The organism is Pseudomonas sp. R3-41, from assembly GCF_054161485.1.
In genome coordinates, this window is the sequence record NZ_CP096421.1 from 5,086,114 (window position 1) to 5,102,994 (window position 16,881).

Annotated in this window: 15 protein-coding genes; 1 reads left to right on the plus strand and 14 read right to left on the minus strand. The window is 60.9% G+C overall.

The features are described 5' to 3' along the window. Positions 1 to 962 precede the first annotated feature (962 nt). From M1D99_RS21810 to flhA, 14 genes are all read right to left on the minus strand, one after another. On the minus strand, positions 963 to 1,358 hold the full coding sequence (locus tag M1D99_RS21810; RefSeq protein ID WP_003183966.1) for a DUF2802 domain-containing protein: 396 nt from the start codon (positions 1,356 to 1,358) through the stop codon (positions 963 to 965). A 1-nt stretch (position 1,359) separates the two neighbouring features. Further along, a complete protein-coding gene (locus tag M1D99_RS21815; protein ID WP_003199144.1) occupies positions 1,360 to 1,845 on the minus strand; it encodes a chemotaxis protein CheW in 486 nt (161 codons plus the stop codon). Positions 1,846 to 1,917: 72 nt separating this feature from the next. Next, positions 1,918 to 2,793 carry a CheW domain-containing protein gene (locus tag M1D99_RS21820; RefSeq protein ID WP_434571650.1) on the minus strand — a complete coding sequence of 292 codons (876 nt, stop codon included), beginning with the start codon at positions 2,791 to 2,793 and terminating at the stop codon, positions 1,918 to 1,920. A gap of 96 nt (positions 2,794 to 2,889) precedes the next feature. Next, positions 2,890 to 3,681: a ParA family protein gene (locus M1D99_RS21825; RefSeq protein ID WP_053120309.1), complete on the minus strand. Its 792-nt coding sequence runs from the start codon at positions 3,679 to 3,681 to the stop codon at positions 2,890 to 2,892. A 49-nt stretch (positions 3,682 to 3,730) separates the two neighbouring features. Beyond that, a complete protein-coding gene (motD, locus tag M1D99_RS21830) occupies positions 3,731 to 4,615 on the minus strand; it encodes a flagellar motor protein MotD (protein ID WP_458130768.1) in 885 nt (294 codons plus the stop codon). 15 nt (positions 4,616 to 4,630) lie between these two features. Continuing rightward, positions 4,631 to 5,371, minus strand: a complete 741-nt coding sequence (locus M1D99_RS21835) for a flagellar motor protein (RefSeq protein WP_186728626.1) — start codon at positions 5,369 to 5,371, stop codon at positions 4,631 to 4,633. After that, positions 5,371 to 6,504 (minus strand): protein-glutamate methylesterase/protein-glutamine glutaminase, encoded by a 1,134-nt coding sequence (locus M1D99_RS21840; RefSeq protein WP_186704685.1) that lies wholly within the window; start codon positions 6,502 to 6,504, stop codon positions 5,371 to 5,373. The genes M1D99_RS21835 and M1D99_RS21840 overlap by 1 nt, the downstream gene beginning before the upstream one ends. 48 nt (positions 6,505 to 6,552) lie before the next feature. Beyond that, the gene (locus M1D99_RS21845) at positions 6,553 to 8,811 is read right to left on the minus strand and encodes a chemotaxis protein CheA (RefSeq protein WP_458130769.1); all 2,259 of its coding nucleotides are present in this window, start codon (positions 8,809 to 8,811) and stop codon (positions 6,553 to 6,555) included. A 28-nt stretch (positions 8,812 to 8,839) separates the two neighbouring features. After that, entirely contained in the window at positions 8,840 to 9,625 is a 786-nt protein-coding gene (locus tag M1D99_RS21850; protein ID WP_186704683.1) for a protein phosphatase CheZ, read from the minus strand. A gap of 18 nt (positions 9,626 to 9,643) precedes the next feature. Beyond that, positions 9,644 to 10,015, minus strand: a complete 372-nt coding sequence (locus M1D99_RS21855) for a chemotaxis response regulator CheY (protein ID WP_064378627.1) — start codon at positions 10,013 to 10,015, stop codon at positions 9,644 to 9,646. Between the two features lie 167 nt (positions 10,016 to 10,182). After that, positions 10,183 to 10,926 (minus strand): RNA polymerase sigma factor FliA, encoded by a 744-nt coding sequence (gene fliA, locus M1D99_RS21860; RefSeq protein ID WP_014337177.1) that lies wholly within the window; start codon positions 10,924 to 10,926, stop codon positions 10,183 to 10,185. Continuing rightward, the gene (gene fleN / locus M1D99_RS21865; RefSeq protein ID WP_003184001.1) at positions 10,923 to 11,753 is read right to left on the minus strand and encodes a flagellar synthesis regulator FleN; all 831 of its coding nucleotides are present in this window, start codon (positions 11,751 to 11,753) and stop codon (positions 10,923 to 10,925) included. Before fleN ends, fliA begins: the two co-directional genes overlap by 4 nt. 115 nt (positions 11,754 to 11,868) lie before the next feature. Next, positions 11,869 to 13,218, minus strand: a complete 1,350-nt coding sequence (gene flhF / locus M1D99_RS21870) for a flagellar biosynthesis protein FlhF (protein ID WP_186704682.1) — start codon at positions 13,216 to 13,218, stop codon at positions 11,869 to 11,871. Between the two features lie 11 nt (positions 13,219 to 13,229). Next, positions 13,230 to 15,359 (minus strand): flagellar biosynthesis protein FlhA, encoded by a 2,130-nt coding sequence (gene flhA / locus M1D99_RS21875; RefSeq protein ID WP_186704681.1) that lies wholly within the window; start codon positions 15,357 to 15,359, stop codon positions 13,230 to 13,232. A 485-nt stretch (positions 15,360 to 15,844) separates the two neighbouring features. Between flhA and M1D99_RS21880 the strand changes: the two genes are divergently transcribed. Beyond that, a complete protein-coding gene (locus M1D99_RS21880; RefSeq protein ID WP_458130770.1) occupies positions 15,845 to 16,879 on the plus strand; it encodes an RHS repeat-associated core domain-containing protein in 1,035 nt (344 codons plus the stop codon). Positions 16,880 to 16,881 lie beyond the last annotated feature (2 nt).

The following is a 16,881-nucleotide window of genomic DNA, read 5'->3' on the forward strand; positions in this document are numbered from 1 at the left end:
GAGCGAGCCTGCTCGCGATGGGGCCCTGTCAGTCAAGGTTGATTTGACTGGCACACCGCTATCGCGAGCAGGCTCGCTCCCACATTGGATCTGCGGCAGGACGCGACATCGTGGCGAGGGAGCTTGCTCCCGCTCGGCTGCGCAGCAGTCGCAAAACCGGGCGATACGGTCTGCCTGGGAAGAATGCTGGGGCCCGCTTCGCAGGCCAGCGGGAGCAAGCTCCCTCGCCACAAGCGCTGCGTGTGCTGGAATGATCAGTCGGTGAGCGCCAGAAAAACCTGTGGGAGCGAGCCTGCTCGCGATGACGGAATCACACCCGACATTTCTATCGACTGCCACACCGCTATCGCGAGCAGGCTCGCTCCCACATTGGATCTGCGGCAGGACGCGACATCGTGGCGAGGGAGCTTGCTCCCGCTCGGCTGCGCAGCAGTCGCAAAACCGGGCGATACGGTCTGCCTGGGAAGAATGCTGGGGCCCGCTTCGCAGGCCAGCGGGAGCAAGCTCCCTCGCCACAAGCGCTGCGTGTGCTGGAATGATCAGTCGGTGAGCGCCAGAAAAACCTGTGGGAGCGAGCCTGCTCGCGATGACGGAATCACACCCGACATTTCTATCGACTGCCACACCGCTATCGCGAGCAGGCTCGCTCCCACATTGGATCTGCGGCAGGACGCGACATCGTGGCGAGGGAGCTTGCTCCCGCTCGGCTGCGCAGCAGCCGCAAAACCGGGCGATACGGTCTGCCTGGGAACAATGCGGGGGCCCGCTTCGCAGGCCAGTGGGAGCAAGCTCCCTCGCCACAAGCGCTGCGTGTGCTGGAATGATCAGTCGGTGAGCGCCAGAAAACCTGTGGGAGCGAGCCTGCTCGCAATGACGGAATCACACCCGACATTTCTATCGACTGCCACACCGCTATCGCGAGCAGGCTCGCTCCCACATTGGTCTTGGGTAATAGCTAAAGATCAGCCGCCCTTGTGCAGCTTGCTCATCAACTCCGCCTCGGCCTGGGTCAGGCCGCAGGCTTGGGTCAGTTCGTCGACGCTGGCGCCCATGCCCACCAGGCGGGCGGCCTGGGCGAAGGACAGGCTGGAGGGGTCGCGCTGTTCCAACTGGGCGAGCTTGTCCGGCAACGGCGCAACCACGGCACGCAGCTCATGGAGCGCTTCGCCCATGCGCACGGTGCCGTTCTGGTAATCGTCGACGCGCTTGGCCAGGTCCTTGATGCGCTGGTCGCGCAGCGCATCGCCCTGGGCCTGCTGAGCGGCGATCTGCCGCTGGCCACGTATGTACGCCAAGAACATCGCCAGCGTGCCTGCCCAGAAAAGGAACAGGACAATGACTGCTACCTCAAGAATCAAATCAGATACTCTCCAGTTCCGACCACTCTTCTTCGCTCATCATCTTGTCCAGTTCAACCAGAATCAGCAACTCGTTGTTCTTGTTGCACACGCCCTGAATGAACTTGGCGGATTCTTCGTTACCCACGTTCGGCGCGGTTTCGATTTCCGACTGGCGCAGGTAAACCACTTCGGCGACGCTGTCGACCATGATGCCAACCACTTGCTTGTCGGCTTCGATGATGACGATCCGGGTGTTGTCGCTGATCTCGGCGTTCATCAGGCCGAAGCGCTGACGGGTATCGATCACGGTGACCACGTTGCCGCGCAGGTTGATGATGCCCAGCACATAGCTGGGTGCACCCGGTACCGGGGCGATCTCGGTATAGCGCAGCACTTCCTGAACGCGCATCACGTTGATGCCGTAGGTTTCGTTATCGAGTTTGAAGGTCACCCATTGCAGAATCGGATCTTCAGAACCCTTTTGAGACGACGCCTTATCATTCATACCCTGACCCCTCGAAAAACCGCCTGTGGCGGCGTGTATTCTGTCCGGCGACGCTGCGCGCCACCGGTTGTCTTATTTCGGTTTCTGGACCGGCTTCTTGCTGCCGCCCAAGTGTTTTGCCCCGCCGCTGGCAATCAACTCCGCCAGTTCGGAAACGTCCAGCAAGGCGCACATGTGCTCGATCACCGTACCGGCCAGCCATGGCCGTTGCCCTCGATGGCTGCGCCACTTGATCTCGTTCGGGTCCAGGCGCAGCGAACGGCTGACCTGATGCACCGCCAATCCCCATTCATAACCTTGCACCGAAATCACGTATTGCAAGCCCTGGCGAAAGTCATCGCGATAACGGTCCGGCATGACCCAGCGCGCCGTATCCAGCACCTTCAGGTTGCCGGCCTGGCTCGGCAGGATCCCGAGGAACCATTCCGGCTGGCCAAACAACGGCGTCAACTCCTGCCCGGCCAGGGAGTAGATCGACCCCAGGCAGACCAGCGGCACCGCCAGGGTCAACCCGGCCACATCGAACAACAAACACTCGAACGGCTCGGCCGCCCAGGCCGGACGGTCGTCGCCCGGCACCGGTGGCGGCGGACTGCTCGGCGGCAAGTGGACTTCCACCACCGGCGTCACCAGGCCCTGCAGCAACGGGGCGACGGTCGAGACCGGAGCCAGGATCGGCGCAGGTGCGTCCATGACCGCCAGTTGCGGCTTGATGAACGGTGCTTCGACCGCCGCAGCCACTACTGATTTGCGTGCATCACGGGCCTGCTCTTCGAGCACGGCCGCTTGAAATTCATCCAGCACACCCTCGGCTTCGACGGGTTCGGGCAACGCCTCGATCACGCTTGGCGGCGGTGGTAGTTCTTCGGTCGCTTCCTGCAACAGCCCATCCAGATAGGACTGCAGGGCCATTTGCGGACGCGAGGTTGTCTTTATCGGGCGGCTCATGGGAACAGTGCGCCACTTGAAGAGGTTATCGGCATGAATGCGCTAGGACTTGAGTGCTCGCAAGCGAACACGATGCCAGTGGAAAGCCTCGTCACCTTAAGCCACCTGCTGCGGAACAAGCTGTTGGGCCAGCAGGTGCTTGAGCAGCGCCCGGTAAGCCAGTACGCCACGGCTCTTGCCATCGAATTGCGAAGGGGTCACACCGGCACGGCTGGCATCGCGCAGGCGCGTATCAACGGGGATATAGCCTTGCCAGATGTCCTCCGGGTACATGTCCCGCAAGACGCGCAGGGTGCCCAGGGACGCCTGGGTGCGACGGTCGAACAGGGTCGGCACGATGTTGAAGGCCAGCGTCTGCTTGCGCGAACGATTGACCATCGCCAGGGTATTGACCATGCGCTCCAGGCCCTTGACCGCCAAATGCTCGGTCTGCACCGGGATCACCAGTTGTTGGCTGGCTGCCAAGGCATTGACCATCAGCAAACCCAGCAACGGCGGGCTGTCGATGATCGCGTAATCGAAATCCTGCCACAGCTGCGCCAGACTCTTGGCGATCACCAGGCCCAGCCCGCTCTGCCCAGGCGACTGTCGCTCCAGGGTGGCCAGGGCGGTGCTCGACGGCAACAGCGAAATGCGCTCGTCGCTGGTGGACAACAGCAACTGCCCCGGCAGGCCCTCGGGCACCACGCCCTTGTGCAGGAACAGGTCGTAGTTGCTGTGCTCCAGGCTGTCGGGATCGTAGCCGAAATAGCTGGTCATCGAGCCGTGGGGGTCCAGGTCGACGATGACCACGCGCTTGCCCGCCTCGGCCAGCAACCCGGCTAAAGCGATGGAAGATGTGGTCTTGCCCACACCACCTTTTTGATTGGCGACTGCCCAGACTCTCATTCGGATCGTTCCTCCCGGCCGAAACTGGCTCGACCGAGAAATAGCTCGGTTATAAAGCGGGTGACGGAGAATTGACGGCACTCTGTCTTCCCGGCGACTTGACCGGAGACGGTGCAGTTTGTGTGCCAGCCCGCTTCAATGCCGCGTCCGGGGTTGCTTTGGCCGTACCGGTACCGGTCAGACTGCGACGCACATCGAGGTTGCGCGACACCACCAATATTACGCGACGGTTGCGCGCACGCCCCTCGGCGGTGGCGTTGTTGGCCACCGGCTGGAACTCGCCATACCCCACCGATGCCAAGCGCCCGGGATTGAGTCCCTGCATCGCCAGCATGCGCACGATGCTCGCCGAGCGGGCCGAGGACAGTTCCCAGTTGGTCGGGTATTGCGCGGTACGGATCGGCTGGTCGTCGGTGAAGCCTTCGACGTGGATCGGGTTGTCGAACGGCTTGAGGATCGCCGCGACCTTATCGATGATGTTGAACGCCATGTCGCTGGGCATGGCATCGCCACTGCCGAACAACAGGCTGGAATTGAGTTCGATCTCGACCCACAGCTCGTTGCCGCGCACGGTCATCTGGTTGGAGCTGATCAGGTCGCCGAACGCCGCGCTGATGTCGTCGGCGATGCTTTTCAACGGATCGCTACTGCCGGCGATACCGGCGTCGACCTGCTCGCTGTCCTTGACCAAGGGTTTGGCCGGCGTGGTGGTCTTGGGCCGCTCCTCGCCGATCGGAATGGGCTTGAGAGCCCGGTCGGAATCAGTGAAGACCCCGATCAACGCCTCGGAAATGACTTTGTACTTGCCTTCGTTGACTGACGAGATCGAATACATGACCACGAAAAAAGCGAACAGCAGCGTGATGAAGTCGGCGTAGGAAACCAGCCAGCGTTCATGGTTGACGTGTTCTTCACGATGCCTGCGACGTGCCATGCTCCATATCCCCCATTAATCCATGAAGCCCTGGAGCTTCAATTCAATGGAGCGCGGGTTCTCACCCTCGGCGATCGACAGGATCCCTTCCAGCAGCATTTCGCGATAGCGCGACTGACGCAACGCGATGGACTTGAGTTTGGCCGCGATCGGCAGCAACACCAGGTTGGCGCTCGCCACGCCGTAGATCGTCGCGACGAATGCCACGGCGATGCCGCTGCCCAGTTGCGACGGATCGGCCAGGTTGCCCATTACATGGATCAGACCCATCACCGCGCCGATGATGCCAATGGTCGGCGCGTAGCCGCCCATGCTTTCGAAGACCTTGGCCGCCTCGATGTCGCGACTTTCCTGGGTGTAGAAGTCCACCTCCAGGATGCTGCGGATGGCTTCCGGCTCGGCGCCGTCCACCAGCAATTGCAGGCCTTTGCGCGAATAGCTGTCAGGCTCGGCATCGGCCACCCCTTCCAGGCCCAGCAAGCCTTCCTTGCGAGCGGTCAGGCTCCAGTTCACCACGCGGTCGATGCCACCAGCCAGGTCGACACGGGGCGGGAACAGAATCCAGATCAGCACCTGCATGGCGCGCTTGAAAGCGCTCATGGGTGATTGCAACAGCGCCGCGCCAATGGTGCCGCCGATCACGATCAACGCCGCCGGACCGTTGGCCAGCGCGCCGAGATGACCGCCTTCCAGGTAATTGCCGCCAATGATGGCGACGAACGCCATGGTGATGCCAATCAGGCTGAGCACATCCATTACAGGCAGGCCTCGACCAGGTGTCGACCGATGTCATCCAATCCGTACACCGCGTCGGCAAGATCAGCTTTCACGATCGCCATGGGCATGCCGTAGATCACGCAACTGGCTTCGTCCTGGGCCCAGATCGCACTGCCGCCCTGCTTGAGCAGGCGCGCGCCTTCGCGACCGTCGGCGCCCATGCCGGTCAGCACCACTGCCAAAACTTTGTCACCGTAGGACTTGGCGGCGGAACCGAAGGTAATGTCCACGCAAGGCTTGTAGTTCAGACGCTCATCGCCCGGCAGGATTTTCACCGCGCCGCGGCCGTCGATCATCATCTGCTTGCCACCCGGTGCCAGCAACGCCAGGCCGGGACGCAGGATGTCGCCATCCTCGGCCTCCTTGACGCTGATGTTGCAGAGCTTGTCCAAGCGCTCGGCAAATGCCTTGGTGAACGCCGCCGGCATGTGCTGGATCAGCACGATGGGGGCCGGGAAGTTGGCGGGCAACTGAGTCAGGACCCGTTGCAGCGCCACCGGGCCGCCGGTGGACGTGCCGATCGCCACCAGCTTGTAGGCTTTGCGCTTGGGTGCCGGCGACGATGCACTGGCAGGCGCCGAACGCGTCGGCGCAGGTGCCGGGGCGCTACGCACCGGTGCAGGATTGAAGCTGCTCGAAGCCGTCGGCGCAGGCGCAGGGCTTGGCGCCGCCACCGGGGCAGGTGCCGGCGCGCTATAGGCACTGACACGGCGATTGCTGCGGGAAATGCTGTGGACCTTTTCGCACAGCAACTGCCGGACCTTGTCCGGGTTGCGCGAAATGTCTTCGAAATTCTTCGGCAGGAAATCCACCGCCCCGGCGTCCAGCGCATCGAGGGTCACCCGGGCGCCTTCATGAGTCAGGGAGGAGAACATCAAGACCGGGGTCGGGCAGCGCTGCATGATATGCCGCACGGCCGTGATGCCGTCCATCATCGGCATCTCGTAGTCCATGGTGATCACGTCCGGCTTGAGTGCCAGGGCCTGATCGATCGCCTCTTTGCCGTTAGTCGCGGTACCGACGACCTGAATACTCGTGTCCGCTGAAAGAATTTCCGAGACGCGGCGACGGAAAAAACCCGAATCGTCCACCACCAGGACTTTAACTACCATAAACACTCCGTTAGACGAGACGCGGCCCTGGGCCACGCCCCTCCAGAATCAAATACGCCGGGCGGCGTAACGCTTGAGCATGCTCGGCACATCGAGAATCAACGCGATGCGGCCGTCGCCGGTGATGGTGGCGCCGGACATGCCCGGGGTGCCCTGGAGCATCTTGCCCAACGGCTTGATGACCACTTCTTCCTGGCCCACCAACTGGTCGACGACAAAGCCGATCCGCTGGGTGCCCACCGAAAGGATCACCACGTGGCCTTCGCCCTGCTCGACGTGAGCAGCGGAGCTGACCAGCCAGCGCTTGAGGTAGAACAGCGGCAGCGCCTTGTCCCGCACGATGACCACTTCCTGGCCATCGACCACGTTGGTGCGCGACAGGTCGAGGTGGAAAATCTCGTTGACGTTGACCAACGGGAAGGCGAAGGCCTGGTTGCCCAGCATCACCATGAGCGTCGGCATGATCGCCAGGGTCAACGGGACCTTGATGACGATCTTCGAGCCCTGGCCCTTGGTCGAGTAGATATTGATCGAACCGTTGAGCTGGGAAATCTTGGTTTTCACCACGTCCATGCCCACGCCACGGCCCGACACGTCGGAGATCTCGGTCTTGGTCGAGAAACCCGGGGCGAAGATCAGGTTGTAGCACTCGGTGTCGCTCAGGCGGTCGGCGGCATCCTTGTCCATCACACCGCGTTTCACCGCGATGGCACGCAACACGTTCGGGTCCATGCCTTTGCCGTCATCGGAGATCGACAGCAGGATGTGGTCGCCCTCCTGCTCGGCGGCCAGGATCACCTTGCCGCTGCGGACCTTGCCCGAGGCTTCGCGTTCTTCCGGCGACTCGATGCCGTGGTCGACCGCGTTGCGCACCAAGTGGACCAGCGGGTCGGCCAGGGCCTCGACAAGGTTCTTGTCGAGGTCGGTCTCTTCACCCACCAGTTCCAGGTTGATTTCTTTCTTGAGCTGGCGAGCCAGGTCGCGAACCAAGCGCGGGAAGCGCCCGAAAACTTTCTTGATCGGCTGCATCCGCGTCTTCATGACCGCAGTCTGCAAATCGGCCGTGACCACGTCGAGGTTCGACACAGCCTTGGACATGGCTTCGTCCTGGCTGTTGAGGCCCAGGCGCACCAGGCGGTTACGCACCAGCACCAGTTCGCCGACCATGTTCATGATCTCGTCCAGGCGCGCGGTATCGACCCGAACGGTGGTCTCGGCTTCGCTGGCCGGTTTTTCCGCTGGCGCAGCCGCTGGAGCACGGGCTGGCGCCGGGGCGGCGGCAGCGGCAGGCTTGGCGGGCTCGGCCTTGGGTTCCGGTGCCTTGGCGGCGGGTTTGGGCGCGGCCTTGGCCGCCGGTGCGGCCGTCTTGGCGGCGGCAGGCGCGGCGGAAGCGGTACCGACCTCGCTGAACTTGCCCTTGCCGTGCAGCTCATCGAGCAGCGATTCGAATTCGTGGTCGCTGATCAGGTCGCTGCCTGCGGCAGCGGCAGCAGGTTTGGCCGGCGTCGGTGCCGAAGCGATGGCCGAATCCAGGGCGTCAACGGCAAAGGTGCCCTTGCCATGCAACTGGTCGAGCAAGGCTTCGAATTCGTCGTCGGTGATGTCCGAGCTGTCGCCCGCCGCTTTCGCGGCGGCCGGGGCTGCTGGCGGGACAACGGCATCTGGCGCGAATTGGCCCTTGCCGTGAAGCTGGTCGAGCAGCGACTCGAACTCGGCATCGGTGATTTCGTCGCTGCCAGCCCCATTGCTGGCCGGTGCAGCCGGCGCAACCTGAGCGGCCGGTGCCTCGGCCTGGGCCTTGACGGCACTCAGGGAGTCCAGCAACTGTTCGAATTCATTATCGGTGATGTCGCCCGATTCTTCGGCGACCGGTTCTTCAACCACTGCCTCGGCAACCGGCGCGGCTTCGTCAGCCGATTGCGGCTCGGCCAGGCGTGCCAGCGCGGCGAGCAGCTCGGGGGTGGCCGGGGTAATCGGCGAGCGCTCGCGCACTTCGCTGAACATGCTGTTGACCGCATCCAGCGCTTCGAGCACCACGTCCATCAATTCCGAATCAACGCGACGCTCACCCTTGCGCAGGATGTCGAACACGTTCTCGGCAATGTGACAGCACTCCACCAGCTCGTTGAGCTGGAGGAAGCCGGCGCCTCCTTTTACAGTGTGGAAACCGCGAAAAATTGCATTGAGCAGATCCGCATCATCAGGTCGGCTTTCCAGCTCGACCAGCTGTTCGGACAGTTGCTCTAGAATCTCGCCGGCCTCAACCAGGAAATCCTGAAGGATCTCTTCATCGGCGCCGAAGCTCATTAATGGCTGCTCCTAAAATAGGGCTAAATCAAAATCCAAGGCTGGACAGCAAATCGTCCACATCGTCCTGACCGGACATAACGTCTTCTCTTTTATCGGCATGAATTTGCGGACCTTCACCCTGAGAGAGATGTTTTTGTGGATCTTTTTCAGCAAGTATCGCTTCACGGTCGTGTTCGATGCCTGCAAAGCGGTCGACCTGGCTAGCCATCAGCACCAGTTTGAGCAGGTTGCTTTCCACTTCGGTGACCAGTTGGGTCACACGCTTGATCACCTGGCCGGTCAGGTCTTGATAGTCCTGGGCCAGCAGAATGTCGTTGAGGTTACTGGCCACGGCGCGGTTTTCGTTGCTGCTGCGCGTCAGGAAACCGTCGACCCGACGGGCCAGCTCCCGAAATTCTTCAGCACCGACTTCGCGACGCATGAACCGGCCCCAGTCGGTGCTCAAGGCCTGGGCCTCTTCACTCAGGCCATTGACCAGCGGTGTTGCGCTTTCCACCAGGTCCATGGTGCGGTTGGCCGCGGCCTCCGTCAGCTTGACCACATAGCCCAGGCGCTCGGTGGCGTCGGTGATCTGCGAGACTTCCTCGGCCTGCGGCATGTGCGGGTCGATCTGGAAATTGACAATCGCGCTGTGCAGTTCACGCGTGAGCTTGCCCACTTCCTGATACAGACCACGGTCACGGGTCTGGTTGAGCTCATGGATCATTTGAACCGCATCGCCAAAGCGACCTTTTTCAAGGCTGTCGACCAGTTCGCGGGCATGTTTTTTCAGGGTCGATTCGAAATCGCCCATTGAAGATTCGTTGTCCATAGCTCCCCCGTGGCGCCGTTAACCGATGCGTTCGAAGATTTTTTCGATCTTCTCTTTCAACGCCTGGGCCGTGAAGGGCTTGACCACATAGCCGTTTACACCGGCCTGGGCCGCTTCGATGATCTGCTCGCGCTTGGCTTCGGCAGTCACCATCAGCACCGGGAGGTGCTTGAGTTTTTCGTCGGCGCGCACATGGCGCAGCAAGTCGATACCGGTCATGCCGGGCATGTTCCAGTCAGTCACCAGAAAGTCGATGCTCCCGCTGTTGAGGACCGGAATGGCTGTGACGCCATCATCCGCCTCGACCGTGTTGGTGAACCCAAGGTCACGCAACAGGTTTTTTATGATCCGCCGCATCGTTGAGAAGTCATCAACGATGAGGATTTTCATGTTCTTGTCCAATTCGACCTCCAAGCAGTCTTAAACGCGCCCAGCACCTGGACGCGCCATTTCAATCAATTCCGGCACAACACTCGACAACGGTCTGGAGCACAACGGATGGAAACTGACCCGGCAACGCCATGCCAGTCCCGCTCGCAGTGTCCCCACACTGCCTGTCAGCGCGCTCGCCACTCCCCCAAACGGCCCCGCAAGCGGGCCGCGCACTGGCTGTGTAACTGGCTGACCCGAGATTCGCTGACCCCCAGGACCTCACCGATTTCCTTGAGGTTCAGCTCTTCGTCGTAGTACAGCGCCAAGACCAGTCGCTCACGTTCCGGCAAATTGGCAATCGCATCCGCCAGCGCGCTCTGGAAACGTTCATCTTCCAGGTCACGTGACGGCTCCATGTGAGCACTCGCGTTATCCTCATGCAGCCCTTCGTGCTCGCCGTCCTGCAAGAGGTCGTCGAAGCTGAACAGGCGACTGCCCAAGGTATCGTTCAAAATCCCGTAATAATCATCGAGACTCAACTGGAGTTCGGCCGCAACCTCGTGATCTTTAGCGTCACGCCCAGTTTTAGCTTCGATTGCCCGAATCGCGTCACTGACCATGCGGGTATTGCGGTGCACCGAACGCGGCGCCCAATCGCCCTTGCGGACTTCATCGAGCATCGCCCCACGAATGCGAATACCGGCATAGGTCTCGAAACTGGCGCCCTTGCTGGCGTCGTATTTGTTCGACACTTCAAGCAGGCCGATCATGCCGGCCTGGATCAAATCCTCGACCTGGACACTGGCCGGCAACCGCGCCAGCAAGTGATAGGCGATACGCTTGACCAGTGGCGCATAACGCTCGATCAATTCGTATTGGGCGTCCCGTGCCGATTTTTTGTAGAGATGGTTGTAACCGCTGGCTGTCATAACACGGGCCCTGCTGTTTGTTGCACAAGACGCTCGACGAAAAACTCCAGATGCCCGCGGGGGTTGGCCGGCAGCGGCCAGGTATCGACCTTTTGGGCGATCGCCTTGAACGCCAGCGCGCATTTGGAACGTGGAAAGGCTTCATAAACGGCACGTTGCTTCTGGACGGCCTTGCGCACGCTTTCGTCGTAAGGCACTGCACCGACGTATTGTAGGGCGACGTCCAGGAAGCGATCGGTGACCTTCGTCAACTTGGCGAACAGGTTGCGTCCTTCCTGCGGGCTCTGGGCCATGTTGGCCAGGACGCGGAAGCGGTTCATGCCATAGTCGCGGTTAAGCAGTTTGATCAGGGCATAGGCGTCGGTGATGGACGTCGGTTCGTCGCAGACCACCAGCAGCACTTCCTGGGCGGCGCGCACGAAACTGACGACCGAGTCGCCGATGCCGGCCGCGGTGTCGATCACCAGCACATCGAGGTTATCGCCGATGTCGCTGAACGCCTGGATCAGGCCCGCGTGCTGCGCCGGGGTCAGGTGAACCATGCTCTGGGTGCCGGAGGCAGCCGGCACGATGCGAATCCCGCCCGGCCCCTGCAACAGCACGTCGCGCAGTTCGCAACGGCCTTCGATCACGTCCGCCAGGGTGCGTTTGGGGGTAAGCCCCAGCAACACGTCGACGTTCGCCAGGCCCAGGTCGGCGTCCAGCAGCATGACCCGTCGGCCAAGCTCTGCCAGAGCCAGGGACAAGTTCACTGACACGTTAGTCTTCCCGACGCCACCTTTGCCGCCGGTCACCGCGATCACCTGTACGGGATGCATGCTGCCCATGTTCGTTCTTTACCTTGTCTTCTTAGACGGAGGCCACATTACTGGCTGCGCGTTCGCATACGGAACAATGCATGGCAGACCATCGATGTAGGTACAAAAAATATTCATGATTACCTCAGCCGACCTGCTTGGTCGGGCTGTGGTAGATGTCAGCGAACATGTCAGCCATGGCTTCTTCGCTGGGTTCTTCCTGCATTTGCACACTCACGGCACGACTGACCAGTTGATGACGGCGCGGCAGATGCAAATCATCCGGGATCCGCGGCCCGTCGGTCAGGTAGGCCACCGGCAGTTCATGACCGATCGCCAGGCTCAACACCTCGCCCAGGCTTGCCGTTTCGTCCAGCTTAGTCAGGATGCAGCCGGCCAGCCCGCAGCGTTTGTAGCTGTGGTATGCGGCGGTTAGAACCTGTTTCTGGCTGGTGGTTGCCAACACGAGATAATTTTTTGACTTGATACCGCGTCCGGCCAGGCTTTCGAGCTGCATGCGCAGGGCCGGATCGCTGGCTTGCAGGCCGGCGGTATCGATCAGCACGACGCGTTTGCGCAGCAGCGGTTCCAGCGCCTGGGCCAGGGATTGGCCCGGATCCACATGGGTCACCGACACATTGAGGATCCGGCCCAGGGTCTTGAGTTGTTCCTGGGCACCGATGCGGAAACTGTCCATGCTTACCAGGGCGATGCTCTGGGCGCCGTACTTGAGTACATAACGGGCGGCGAGCTTGGCCAGGGTGGTGGTCTTGCCCATGCCGGCAGGACCGACCATGGCAATGACCCCGCCCTCTTCCAGCGGCTCGACTTCCGGCGTGGCAATCATGCGTGCCAGGTGCGCCAGCAGCATGCGCCAGGCCTGGCGCGGCTCTTCGATACCATTGATCAGCGCCAGCAGGTCGCGGGACAACGGGCCGGACAGGCCGATGCGTTGCAGGCGACGCCACAGGTTGGCCTGGGCCGGACGGCTGCCTTGCAGCTGGTTCCAGGCCAGGGAGCCGAGCTGGACTTCCATCAGCTCGCGCAGGCTGTTGAGTTCGAAGCGCATCGAGTCCAGGGCGCGCGGGTCAAGCCCACGGGCTGGCGCGGCAGGTGCCGGCTCTGGACGACGCGGTTCGGCCTGGACCTGTTCCATCAGCGGTTCGGCGGCGGTCAACGGCAGGCCGGCGGTCAGCGGCTGACCGGCGAACAATTGACGATTGGTGCCCGGCGCGCCTTCGCCTTCGCTGCTGCGCAGGCTCAGTTCGGCCTGGGCGCTGGCGATGCGCGATTGAGTCTTGCGCAGCTCGTCTTCAAGTTCCATGTTCGGAACCCGTGGCGCCAGCGCCGACAATTTGTAATCCAGGGCCGCCGTCAGCTCGACACCGCCGGCGATACGACGGTTGCCAATGATGGCTGCTTCAGCGCCCAGCTCGTCACGAACCAGTTTCATGGCCTGACGCATGTCTGCGGCGAAAAAACGCTTCACTTGCATAAACCACTACCTCAGCCGTTGGGCCCTACTGTCGCAACGATGGTCACTTGCTTGTTGTCCGGTATTTCCTGGTACGCCAGCACATGCAGCCCCGGGACCGCGAGGCGTCCGAATCGCGAGAGCATCGCGCGAATCGGACCGGCCACCAGCAGGATCACCGGTTGGCCTTGCATCTCTTGCCGCTGGGCTGCCTCGATCAGCGAACGCTGCAGCTTCTCGGCCATGCTTGGCTCCAGCAGAACACCCTCTTCCGAGCCTTGTCCTGCCTTCTGCAGACTATTGAGCAATATCTGTTCCAACCTTGGCTCCAAGGTGATAACAGGCAGCTCAGACTCAGTGCCTACAATGCTTTGGACGATTGCACGGGATACGCCGACCCGAACCGCGGCCACCAGGGCGGCGGTATCTTGACTCTTGGACGCGTTGTTGGCGATGGCTTCGGCAATACTGCGTATGTCGCGCACAGGCACTTGCTCGGCCAACAACGCTTGCAGGACCTTGAGCAACTGCGACAACGAAACCACGCCCGGCACCAACTCTTCAGCCAGCTTCGGCGAGCCTTTGGCCAGTACTTGCAGGAGTTGCTGGACTTCTTCGTGGCCAATCAACTCGCTGGAGTGCTTGTACAGAATCTGGTTCAAGTGGGTCGCCACCACGGTACTGGCGTCCACCACGGTGTAGCCGAGGGACTGGGCCTGGGCCCGCTGGCTGATTTCGATCCACACCGCCTCCAGGCCAAAAGCCGGATCCTTGGCGGTGATGCCGTTGAGGCTGCCGTAGACCTGGCCAGGGTTGATCGCCAGCTCGCGGTCGGGGTAGATCTCGGCTTCGGCCAGGATCACACCCATCAGTGTCAGGCGATAGGCGCTCGGCGCCAGGTCGAGGTTGTCGCGGATGTGCACGGTGGGCATCAGGAAGCCCAGGTCCTGGGAGAGCTTCTTGCGCACCCCCTTGATCCGCGCCAGCAACTGACCACCCTGGTTGCGGTCGACCAACGGAATCAGGCGATAACCGACTTCCAGGCCGATCATGTCGATGGGCGTCACGTCATCCCAGCCCAATTCCTTGGTTTCCATGGCGCGGGCCGGCGACGGCAGCAGTTCCTGCTGGCGCTTGACCTCTTGCAGGGCCTGGACTTTCTGCACGTTCTGCTTCTTCCAGAACAGGTAGGCACCGCCAGCCGCCAGGGCCGCCATGCTCAGGAAGGAGAAATGCGGCATGCCAGGCACCAGGCCCATCACCGCCATCAGGCCGGCGGCAACGGCCAGGGCCTTGGGCGAGGCGAACATTTGTCGGCTGATCTGCTTGCCCATGTCTTCGGAGCCCGACGCACGGGTCACCATGATCGCGGCGGCTGTGGATAACAGCAGTGATGGCAATTGCGCCACCAAACCGTCACCAATGGTCAACAAGGCGTAGACCTTGCCGGCATCGCCGAAGGTCATGCCGTGCTGAAAGATGCCGACGGCCATGCCGCCGATCAGGTTGATGAACAGAATCAACAGGCCGGCGATGGCGTCACCGCGCACGAATTTGCTGGCACCGTCCATGGAGCCGTAGAACTCGGCTTCCTGGGCCACTTCCAGGCGACGCAGCTTGGCCTGGCTCTGGTCGATCAGGCCGGCGTTGAGGTCGGCGTCGATCGCCATCTGCTTGCCGGGCATCGCATCGAGGGTGAAACGTGCGCTCACCTCGGAAATCCGCCCGGCGCCCTTGGTCACCACGACGAAGTTGATGATCATCAAGATCGCAAAAACCACGATACCGACCACGTAGTTACCGCCGATCACCACCTCACCGAAGGCCTGGATCACCTTACCGGCGGCGGCGTGGCCTTCTTGGCCATGAATCATCACCACCCGGGTGGACGCCACGTTCAGCGCCAGGCGCAACAGCGTGGCCACCAGCAGGATGGTCGGGAACACGGCGAAATCCAGCGGCCGCAGGGCGTAGACGCACACCAGCAGCACCACGATCGACAGGGCGATGTTGAACGTGAAGAACACGTCCAGCAGGAACGGCGGCACCGGCAGCATCATCATGGCGAGCATGACCAGCAGCAACAGCGGCACGCCCAGATTACCCCGGCTGAGGTCTACGACATTGCTGCGTGCAGAGCTGAGTAACTGAGAGCGATCCACCAAAATTCCCCGTTCCTGTGAAGCAAACTTTTGACGCCCGGAAGGGGCGCAGACGGGGTATTGCAAGAAGCCTTCCAACTTTTCTTGAAGACTGCAATAGAGCGGCTGACGCACATTCAACCCTGTGGGAGCGAGCCTGCTCGCGATTGCGATTTGTCAGTCAACATTTGCATGGACTGGATTACCGCATTCGCGAGCAGGCTCGCTCCACAGGGTCATGCTGTTCACCTAAGGCAAACGACGAACCTGTGGCGAGGGAGCTTGCTCCCGCTGGGTCGCGAAGCGGCCCCGAAACCAGCCGAATGCGCAGCATCAGACACACCGCAGCCCCTGTGTTATGGCGGTCGCTGCGCAACCGAGCGGGAGCAAGCTCCCTCGCCACGGGGCCTGTCGCTTTCCAGGCAAACCTAACAGTTCTGCTAGTTTCCCCTCTGCATCCCAACCCCGATAATCCAACGGAGCCTCACCCGAACGGAGCATCGACCATGTCAGCCACGCGCCTCTGCACTTACCGCTATGACCCACTGGATCGCCTCACCAGCCACACCTTGATGACTCACGCGCCTGTCCAGCGGTTTTATTGCAAGTCTCGCCTGGCGACAGAAATCGAAGGAGCCATCAGCCGGTCAATTGTTCAACATGGCGATCAATTGCTGGCCCAGACCGAAACCCAAGGCAGCGCAAAGCAAGCGACACTGTTGGCGACCGATCAACAACGCTCGGTATTGCATGCCGTTTCCGCCAATGAAAGGCAGTCCCATGCCTATTCGCCTTATGGCAATCGAACTATCGACAACGGTTTGTTGAGCTTGCTCGGCTTCAATGGAGAGCGACCGGATCCGGTGACCGGGCATTATTTGCTGGGAAATGGTTATCTGGCGTTCAATCCGGTTTTGATGCGAATTAATAGTCCAGACAGTTTGAGCCCGTTTGGCGAGGGTGGATTGAATCCGTATGCATATTGCATCGGCGACCCTATCAATCGGAGAGACCCAACGGGACACGTCGGCGCTCCAGCTAGTCTGATGTCCCAGTATTTGAAGCAAACCGCGCTAAGGCGGGTCCAAAAGACCTTGTTATCGATAAATAAACCGAGCTCGGCAAAAATCAAATCGGTTGTGGAAAAAACGGTTAAAGATCAGCTAACGTTAATCTCAGAAACCAAAACACTGCAAGCAGCACTCTCGGAAAAAATCCAAATCAGCTTCAGACCGACTCCAAATAAAAAAAACGCTGCTGAAGCATATTTCTCACATCATCAAAACATTCCGTTCGACAATGAAGGAATACCGGCCCCCCAAAGCCCCTTCACTGAAATCGATGCTTCCGGAAAAAAAATTCTGAAGACGAATTTTTATGACGACGCAATAGTTTTTTTTCACGAGCAAGCCATCAAATCAGGAACCCCAGGCAGCAAAAACATGGCTTATCGCAATGAGATGTCTATAAAAACGGGCGAAACCATTGAAAGAAGAATTAGATATATCCGCAGGTATATTTTAGAGGCGGCTGATTACTAGCG

Bases quoted from the DNA above. Each gene is read 5' to 3' on its own strand.
- M1D99_RS21815 (WP_003199144.1), bottom strand. From the start codon at position 1,845: ATGAATGATAAGGCGTCGTCTCAAAAGGGTTCTGAAGATCCGATTCTG.
- M1D99_RS21820 (WP_434571650.1), bottom strand. From the start codon at position 2,793: ATGAGCCGCCCGATAAAGACAACCTCGCGTCCGCAAATGGCCCTGCAG.
- M1D99_RS21825 (WP_053120309.1), bottom strand. From the start codon at position 3,681: ATGAGAGTCTGGGCAGTCGCCAATCAAAAAGGTGGTGTGGGCAAGACC.
- motD (WP_458130768.1), bottom strand. From the start codon at position 4,615: ATGGCACGTCGCAGGCATCGTGAAGAACACGTCAACCATGAACGCTGG.
- M1D99_RS21835 (WP_186728626.1), bottom strand. From the start codon at position 5,371: ATGGATGTGCTCAGCCTGATTGGCATCACCATGGCGTTCGTCGCCATC.
- M1D99_RS21840 (WP_186704685.1), bottom strand. From the start codon at position 6,504: ATGGTAGTTAAAGTCCTGGTGGTGGACGATTCGGGTTTTTTCCGTCGC.
- M1D99_RS21845 (WP_458130769.1), bottom strand. From the start codon at position 8,811: ATGAGCTTCGGCGCCGATGAAGAGATCCTTCAGGATTTCCTGGTTGAG.
- M1D99_RS21850 (WP_186704683.1), bottom strand. From the start codon at position 9,625: ATGGACAACGAATCTTCAATGGGCGATTTCGAATCGACCCTGAAAAAA.
- M1D99_RS21855 (WP_064378627.1), bottom strand. From the start codon at position 10,015: ATGAAAATCCTCATCGTTGATGACTTCTCAACGATGCGGCGGATCATA.
- fliA (WP_014337177.1), bottom strand. From the start codon at position 10,926: ATGACAGCCAGCGGTTACAACCATCTCTACAAAAAATCGGCACGGGAC.
- fleN (WP_003184001.1), bottom strand. From the start codon at position 11,753: ATGGGCAGCATGCATCCCGTACAGGTGATCGCGGTGACCGGCGGCAAA.
- flhF (WP_186704682.1), bottom strand. From the start codon at position 13,218: ATGCAAGTGAAGCGTTTTTTCGCCGCAGACATGCGTCAGGCCATGAAA.
- M1D99_RS21880 (WP_458130770.1), top strand. From the start codon at position 15,845: ATGTCAGCCACGCGCCTCTGCACTTACCGCTATGACCCACTGGATCGC.